Here is a 7,534-nt window from a genome sequence, read left to right on the forward strand (position 1 = left end):
TTGTGAGCTGGGGGCTCAGTTCATGTCGTCTGGGCGGAGGGCGCATGCGAGAGGGGCGCGGCCGCGGCCACGCCCCTCTCGTCCTGGGTCACTCAGTCCTCGTCCCAGGGGTCCTTGACCTGATCGCCAGGCGGTATGGCGCTCGCCGGCTTCGGGGGCTCGGGCTTCGATTCCGGCTCCGGTACGGGCTCCGGTTCAGGCACGGGCTCCGGCTTTGACTCCGGTTCGGGCTCGGGCTGGGTCTGGGCGACGGGTGCCGGGGTGGCGGTGTCGTCGTCCTCGTCCCAGGGGTCCTTGACGTCCTCGGTGGCAGGAGCCGGGGCCGGTGTGGGCTTCGACTCAGGCTCCGGCTCCAGCTCCGGCTTCGTCTCGGCGGCCGGCGCCGGGGTGGTGTCGTCCTCGTCCCAGGGGTCCTTGACGTCCTCGGTGGCCGGTGTGGGCTTCGACTCCGGCTGGGGCGCGGGCTCGGCCTCGGGCTGGGTCTCGGCGGCCGGCGCCGGGGTGGTGTCGTCGTCGTCCCAGGGGTCGGCGACGTCGTCGGTCGCGGGAGCGGAAGCCGGGGCGGGCTCGGGCTGGGTCTCGGCGGCCGGCGCCGGGGTGGCGGTGTCGTCGTCCCAGGGGTCGGCGACGTCGTCGGTGGCAGGGGCCGGCGTCGGCTCGGGCTTCGACTCGGGCTCAGAGGTGGGCTCGGGCTGGGTCTGGGCGACGGGTGCCGGGGTGGCGGTGTCGTCGTCCCAGGGGTCGGCGACGTCGTCGGTGGCAGGGACCGGTGTCGGTTCGGGCGTCGGCTTCGACTCCGGCTGCGGCGCCGGCTTCGACTCCGGCTGGGACTGGGCGGCCGGCGCCGGGGTGGTGTCGTCGTCGTCCCAGGGGTCGGCGTCGTTGGCGGCGTGGACGGCCTGCTCGTCGTTCTCCTCCGGGACGCGCACCTCCTCCTGCTCCTCCGCCTTGGCCTCCTCGGCAGGGGTGGTGCTGGTCTGCCGGTCGTCGGCGTCGGGCTTGATGCCCTCGGGTGCGCCGGCTGCGGCGACCCCGGCCGTGCCGGACGCCGCCGCAGCTGCGGCATCATCGGCTGCACCCGTCGACGCGGCCTCGGCAGCCGGCTCGACCGGCGCCTCGACCTCGTCGGCGCGCCGGACGGCGGCCAGGAGCATCTGGGCGACGTCGACTACCTCGACCGACTCGACCGCGGAGTCGTCGGCCTCCTTGGCGGTGACGCCGTCGGACAGCATGACGCGGCAGAAGGGGCAGCCCACCGCGATCCGGTCGGCGCCCGTGGCGAGCGCCTCCTCGGTGCGGTTCATGTTGATGCGGGTGCCGAGCTTCTCCTCCATCCACATGCGTGCGCCGCCGGCGCCGCAGCAGAAGGACGTCTCGCCGTGGCGGGGCATCTCGCGCAGCTCGACGCCGGGCAGCGACCCGATGAGCTCGCGCGGCGGGGCATACACGTTGTTGTGCCGTCCGAGGTAGCAGGGGTCGTGGTAGGTGACGACGGGTGCGCTCGAGGCGGGGTTCTTGTTGGTGGACTTCGCGGGCACCTCGGCCGGGCGCGAGACGGGGACGAGGCGCTTCTCGCGCACCAGGCGGTTGAGCAGCTGCGTGTGGTGCAGCACCTCGTAGTCGCCACCCACCTGCGGGTACTCGTTCTTGAGGGTGTTGAAGCAGTGCGCGCAGGTCACGACGATCTTGGTGGCGCCGGCCTCGTTGAGCTGCTCGACGTTCTGCTGGGCGAGCATCTGGAAGAGGACCTCGTTGCCGGCGCGGCGCGCGGAGTCGCCGGTGCAGGTCTCGCCGTCACCCAGGACGGCGAACGAGACGCCGGCGGTGTCGAGCAGCTCGGCGACGGCGCGCGAGGTCTTCTTGGCGCGGTCCTCGAAGGCGCCGGCGCAGCCGACCCAGAAGAGGTAGTCGACCTCGGACAGGTCCTCGACGTCCTTGCCGACCTGCTTGACCGGGAACGGCAGGTCCTTGGCCCAGTCGAGGCGGGCGCGCTGCGCCATGCCCCACGGGTTGCCCTTGGACTCCATGTTCTTGAAGAGCCCGCCGAGCTCGGCCGGGAACGCCGACTCGATCAGCACCTGGTTGCGGCGCATGTCGACGATGGCGTCGACGTGCTCGATGTCGACGGGGCACTGCTCGACGCACGCGCCGCAGGTCGTGCAGGACCACAGCACGTCCTCGTCGATGACGGCGTCGGGACCGAGTGCGTCGTATGCCGTGAGGGGGTGCTCCTCGTCATACCCGGTCTGGCCGACGAGAGGCATGTGCGCGAGCGCCTTGGTGTGCTCCGGCAGGCCCGCGCGGGCCTCCTCGGACGCGGTCATCCACGGCGCCTTGGCGTGCGCGTGGTCGCGCAGCGTCATGACGAGCAGCTTGGGGGAGAGGGGCTTGTCGGTGTTCCACGCGGGGCACTGCGACTGGCAGCGGCCGCACTCGGTGCAGGTGGTGACGTCGAGCAGCTGCTTCCACGTGAGGTCCTCGGCCTTGGCGACGCCCATCGAGGAGTCCTCGTCCAGGTCCTCCATGGCGTCCATCGAGAACGGCTTGCCGTCGATGGACATCGGCTGCAGCGCGCCGAGGCTGGTGCGCCCGTCGGCGTTGCGCTTGAACCAGATGTTGAAGAAAGCGAGGAAGCGGTGCCAGGCCACGCCCATGGTGGGCTGGAGGGCGATCGTGATCATCCACGCGAAGGACACGAGGATCTTGATCATCGCGACGAGGTAGATCGACTCGCGCAGCCACGGCTCGGACAGGTTGCCCCAGAGGCCGGACATCCAGCCGGTCAGCGGGAAGTGCAGGCCGATGCTCTCCTCGGGCGAGGTCAGCTTGAGCAGCGCCGCCTCCTGGGAGCGCAGCGACAGGATGCAGATCGTGACGGCGAGGATCGTGAACTCGACGTAGTAGGCCTGCCACCAGGTGGAGCCGAAGAACCGCGAGCGGCGTCCGTCGGAGCCCGCGGCGCTGCGGGGGTGCTGCCGCTGCCGGACGACGATCAGGAAGAGGATGCCGAGCAGGCCGCCCCAGGCGAGGAGCTCGACGAGCCACTCGAAGGGGGGGAAGTGGCCGATCAGCGGCAGTCGGAAGTCGGCCCACACGAGCTGGAAGAAGGCGTTGACCAGCGTCGAGAAGAGGACGAAGAAGGACAGTGCCGTGAACCAGTGGGCGATCGAGACCCAGGGCAGGCGCGCCATCCGGGTGTGACCGAGGAACTCCCGGACGAGCGTCATGGTGCGCCTGGCCGGCTGGTCGGTCCGCGTGGGGTCGGGCTGACCTGAGCGGAACACCCGGGTGAAGCGGAAGACCTGCCGGAAGAGCAGGAGCCATCCGATGCTCGGGATCACGAAGCACAGCACGAGGGCCGTGATCTGCAGTGCTGACATGCGGTGATCCTACGGTCGGGTAGTGACATAAGGGCATGTCTGACGAGTGATGTGTGACGGGGATCGCTAGCCCGGACGGGTCCGGTCGGTGGGACAAGGCTGCGCTGCCGGCGTTCTCATAACACAATGTTGGACAAGCGATAACGTGGGAATCACCTGCGCCCCTCGGACGTTGCCTCGGACGAGACCTCGGCAGGCCCACACAGCCATCAGCCGTCAGACATCGACAGAGCGGAGCACGCACCCATGCCCATCCACAACGACGTCACTGCGATCGTCGGCCGCACGCCCCTCGTGCGCATCAACCGGATCATCGACACCAAGGACAGCGGCACCACGGTCGCGGCCAAGCTCGAGTTCTACAACCCCGCCAGCTCGGTCAAGGACCGCATCGGAGTCGCCATCGTCGACGCCGCCGAGCAGGCCGGCGAGCTCAAGCGGGGCGGCACGATCGTCGAGGCGACCTCCGGCAACACCGGGATCGCGCTGGCCATGGTCGGCGCTGCCCGCGGCTACAAGGTCGTGCTGACCATGCCCGAGACGATGAGCTCCGAGCGCAAGGCCCTGCTCAAGGCGTACGGCGCCGAGCTGGTCCTCACCCCCGGCTCCGAGGGCATGAAGGGCGCTGTCAACAAGGCCGAGGAGATCGCCAAGGAGCGGGACGGGGTGCTGGCCCGCCAGTTCGCCAACGCCGCCAACCCCGAGATCCACCGCCGCACGACCGCCGAGGAGATCTGGGCCGACACCGACGGCAACGTCGACATCGTCGTGGCCGGCATCGGCACCGGTGGCACCATCACGGGCGTCGGCCAGGTGCTCAAGGAGCGCAAGCCGGGCGTGCAGATGGTCGCCGTGGAGCCCGCCGAGTCCGCCATCCTCAACGGTGGCCAGGCCGGTCCGCACAAGATCCAGGGCATCGGCGCCAACTTCGTCCCCGACGTCCTCGACACGGAGATCTACGACGAGGTCATCGACGTCAACATCGACCAGTCGGTGGAGTGGGCCCGCAAGGCCGCCACGCAGGAGGGGCTGCTCGTCGGTCTGTCCTCCGGCGCCGCGCTCTACGCCGCGTCGCAGGTCGCCGCCCGTCCCGAGAACGCCGGCAAGACCATCGTGGTCATCATCCCGTCCTTCGGGGAGCGCTACCTGTCCACGGTGCTGTTCGAGGGCATCAGCTCCTGATCGGCCGTATGCCGAACCGCCCGCCGTCCCACTCGCGACACGAGATGAGCTGATGACATGACGACCTTCTCCACCGCCGAGGCCTATCGCGCCAAGGCCGGCGTCAACCTCGCCCCGCTCGTGACGCAGCGACAGGGCCGGGTCGGCTTCGTCGCCGGGGTCCTCGAGGACCTCGACGCGGCGATCGAGCGGGACCCGGCGGCGACGGGGCGCCTGCAGATGGCCCTCGTCTCGCCGGGCCTGCACGCCATCTGGTCCCACCGCCTGACGCACCAGCTGTGGCAGCGTCCCTCGCTGCGGCTCCCGGCGCGCCTGCTGTCCAACGTGGCTCGCGCCGTGACGGGCGTCGAGATCCACCCGGGCGCCTCGATCGGCCGGCGCTTCTTCATCGACCACGGGATGGGTGTCGTCATCGGCGAGACCGCCGAGATCGGTGACGACTGCATGCTCTACAACAGCGTCAACCTGGGCGGCCGCTCGCTCGCCAAGGGCAAGCGGCACCCCACCCTCGGCAACGGCGTCACGATCGGGTCCGGCGCGCGCGTGCTCGGCGCGATCACCCTCGGCGACGGCGCGCAGGTCGGCGCCAACGCCGTGGTGGTCAAGGACGTCCCGGCCAACGCCGTCGCCGTCGGGATCCCGGCGCAGGTCCGCATCCCGGGGCCGGACCAGAGCCCCACGGACGCGATGTATGACGACCCCGCCGTCTGGATCTAGGTCCGCTCGGGCCGCTGCACGGCTGCGACCGCCCGACGGCTGCTGCCCGACGGCCGCTGCACGACGAGGCGCCGCACCCCTTCTGGGATGCGGCGCCTCGTCGTGCTGGGGGCAGCTGGGTCAGCGGCCCGACTCGTACTTGACGGTCTGGGGCTCCACGTCGCTCGAGCTCTCGACGCCGATCTGGTTGCCGGAGTGGTCGCCGGTCACCTTGGCCTTGGCGGCGGCCGCAGCACCCTGCGCCTTGACCTGGGCGGCACCGGCGGCGTCCTGCGCCTTGGCCTGGGCGGCCGCGGCGGCCTCCTGGGCCTTGGCCTGCACGACGGGGGCCTTCTCCTTGACGGCCTCCGTGGCCAGGGAGACCTTCTCCTGGACGCGGGGGTCGTTCCAGACCGAGTCCGCCTGGGACTTGATCTGCTGGTAGCGGCCCTGGCCAGCGCGGGCGCCGAGGACGTAGCCGAGGCCGGCGCCGGCGATGAACATCAGTCGCTTCTGCATGTGTATCTCCTAGGTGATGGGGGTGACCGCAGCAGCGGTCGTCGACGACAGGATCTCAGGCGAGACGGCCGTCCGTGCCGAGGCCCGTGCTGGACGGGGTGTTGGGCATGCCGACCGGGTCGGCCGTGTAGTCGGTGCGGACGCCCGTGGTGGGGGTGACCCCGGTGGTGTAGGTGGAGGACGTCGAGGTGGACGTCGCCGGGGCGGTGCCGCCGGAGACGGCGCTCACGGCCTTGTCCACCAGCCCGTGCGCCTGGGGCGGGGTCTGGGCCTTGACCGCCTGCGCCGCGTCCGCGATCTTGCTCTGGACGGACGGGTTCTGCAGGGCCGAGGTCGAGCGGTGCTTGAGGGCGTCGTACTGCCCACGACCGCCGCGCGCACCGAGGACATATCCGGCACCGACGCCGGCCAGGAAGCTGAGCTTGTTGAGCATGATGGATCCTTCCGGTTGGAGTGTTCGCTTGTCGTCCCCATGCCCCGCGCGCCCCCGCGTTATGACCTTTGGCCGAATTTTTTGCCGCCCCCCGTCCCGGTAGGCTGGGAGGGTCCCGCACGAGGTCGGCGGGGCGGGAGGGCTCGCATAGTGGCCTAGTGCGGCGGTCTTGAAAACCGCTAAGTCGGTAGCCCCGGCTTCGTGGGTTCGAATCCCACGCCCTCCGCCAGAGGTGCCGAGACGTCGTGGCAGACGGATCGTTGCAGACACCGGTTGTTCACCTCCGGGGGATCACAGCGGAGGGCCTCGATGGTAGGTTTGGGGGTGGTTGCTGAAGCAGTTCCTCGCAAGACGTAGATGTAACCCTCCGCCTTCTGATCTCGACAGGTCGGGCGCGCGGGGGTTGTTCACGAAGGACGGGCATGTCCCGTGACGTGGGGGGTAAGGCAATCTGGACGGCGAGCATCCTGCTCCCCGGTCATAGCCAGACATAACGAAAGTAGTAATACCCATGGCACAGGGCACCGTTAAGTGGTTCAACGCTGAGAAGGGCTTCGGCTTCATCGCTCAGGATGGTGGCGGTCCGGACGTGTTCGTCCACTACTCCGCGATCCAGAGCAACGGCTACCGCAGCCTCGACGAGGCGCAGCGCGTCGAGTTCGAGGTCACCCAGGGCCCCAAGGGCCCGCAGGCGGACGCTGTTCGCCCCATCTGATCCCCGACGATCTCCTCCGGCGCTGACCGGCTCCCTCGGAGCCGGACCCGGAGACCAGGACCCCCGACAGGCAACCTGTCGGGGGTTCTCGGCGTCAACAGGAAGGCTTGCCCAGGCTGCGTCGATACACTCGGCTGAAGTCTGGTCGGCCAACGCCTGCCGTCGCCAACACGAAAGGTCGCCCCGTGAAGGATCCTGACGAGTCCGCACGCCCGGGCTCGGCGGCCTCCATGCCGGGTGGATCGGCACCGGACGGCTCCAGCACCCCGGAGTCCTCGCTGCCTTCCGATCTCACCCGACGAGAGCTGCGCGCCCTGCGGCGCCGGCGTCCGATCCTCAAGGGGATCGTCATCGCGCTCGTCGTCGTCCTGGCGGTGGTCGTCGGCGGCGGGCTGTACGCGGCATACCGATTGAACGGCAACCTCTCGTCGCTGGACATCACCGACAACCTCCTCAAGCCCGCGCCGGGCGCCACCACCGACCCGACCACGGGCCACACCGCCATGAACCTCCTGGTCATGGGGGTCGACACCCGTGAGGGTGCCAACAGCGCGTATGGCGACCCCACCGAGGACCCGGGGCTGCGCTCGGACACGACGATGCTCGTGC

6 protein-coding genes, 1 tRNA gene and 1 pseudogene are annotated in these 7,534 nt (G+C 70.1%); 5 read left to right on the plus strand and 3 right to left on the minus strand.

Annotation, left to right across the window (positions count from 1 at the left end):
- Positions 1 to 92 precede the first annotated feature (92 nt).
- Complete coding sequence (locus B4K29_RS07705) at positions 93 to 3,380, minus strand: heterodisulfide reductase-related iron-sulfur binding cluster (protein WP_286966922.1); 3,288 nt, start codon at positions 3,378 to 3,380, stop codon at positions 93 to 95.
- 246 nt (positions 3,381 to 3,626) lie between these two features.
- Here B4K29_RS07705 and cysK point away from each other — a divergent pair, with 246 nt between their 5' ends.
- Together cysK and epsC are read left to right on the plus strand one after the other, a co-directional pair.
- Positions 3,627 to 4,562, plus strand: coding sequence for a cysteine synthase A (gene cysK / locus B4K29_RS07710; protein WP_286966924.1), 936 nt, complete (start codon positions 3,627 to 3,629; stop codon positions 4,560 to 4,562).
- A 57-nt stretch (positions 4,563 to 4,619) separates the two neighbouring features.
- Positions 4,620 to 5,279 (plus strand): serine O-acetyltransferase EpsC, encoded by a 660-nt coding sequence (epsC, locus tag B4K29_RS07715; RefSeq protein WP_029212818.1) that lies wholly within the window; start codon positions 4,620 to 4,622, stop codon positions 5,277 to 5,279.
- 120 nt (positions 5,280 to 5,399) lie between these two features.
- Here the strand turns inward: epsC and B4K29_RS07720 are convergent, their stop codons facing one another.
- Both B4K29_RS07720 and B4K29_RS07725 read right to left on the minus strand, forming a co-directional pair.
- A complete protein-coding gene (locus B4K29_RS07720) occupies positions 5,400 to 5,777 on the minus strand; it encodes a hypothetical protein (protein WP_029212817.1) in 378 nt (125 codons plus the stop codon).
- Positions 5,778 to 5,832: 55 nt separating this feature from the next.
- The gene (locus B4K29_RS07725) at positions 5,833 to 6,210 is read right to left on the minus strand and encodes a hypothetical protein (RefSeq protein WP_286961351.1); all 378 of its coding nucleotides are present in this window, start codon (positions 6,208 to 6,210) and stop codon (positions 5,833 to 5,835) included.
- A 136-nt stretch (positions 6,211 to 6,346) separates the two neighbouring features.
- Between B4K29_RS07725 and B4K29_RS07730 the strand changes: the two genes are divergently transcribed.
- The 3 genes and pseudogenes from B4K29_RS07730 to B4K29_RS07740 all read left to right on the plus strand — a co-directional run.
- Positions 6,347 to 6,439 (plus strand) — tRNA-Ser (locus tag B4K29_RS07730).
- Between the two features lie 282 nt (positions 6,440 to 6,721).
- The gene (locus B4K29_RS07735; protein WP_019285274.1) at positions 6,722 to 6,925 is read left to right on the plus strand and encodes a cold-shock protein; all 204 of its coding nucleotides are present in this window, start codon (positions 6,722 to 6,724) and stop codon (positions 6,923 to 6,925) included.
- A gap of 185 nt (positions 6,926 to 7,110) precedes the next feature.
- A pseudogene (locus B4K29_RS07740) lies at positions 7,111 to 7,534 on the plus strand (hypothetical protein); the annotation flags it as partial.

It is taken from the genome of Arsenicicoccus sp. UBA6765, from assembly GCF_002453335.1.
GTDB lineage: Bacteria > Actinomycetota > Actinomycetes > Actinomycetales > Dermatophilaceae > Arsenicicoccus > Arsenicicoccus bolidensis.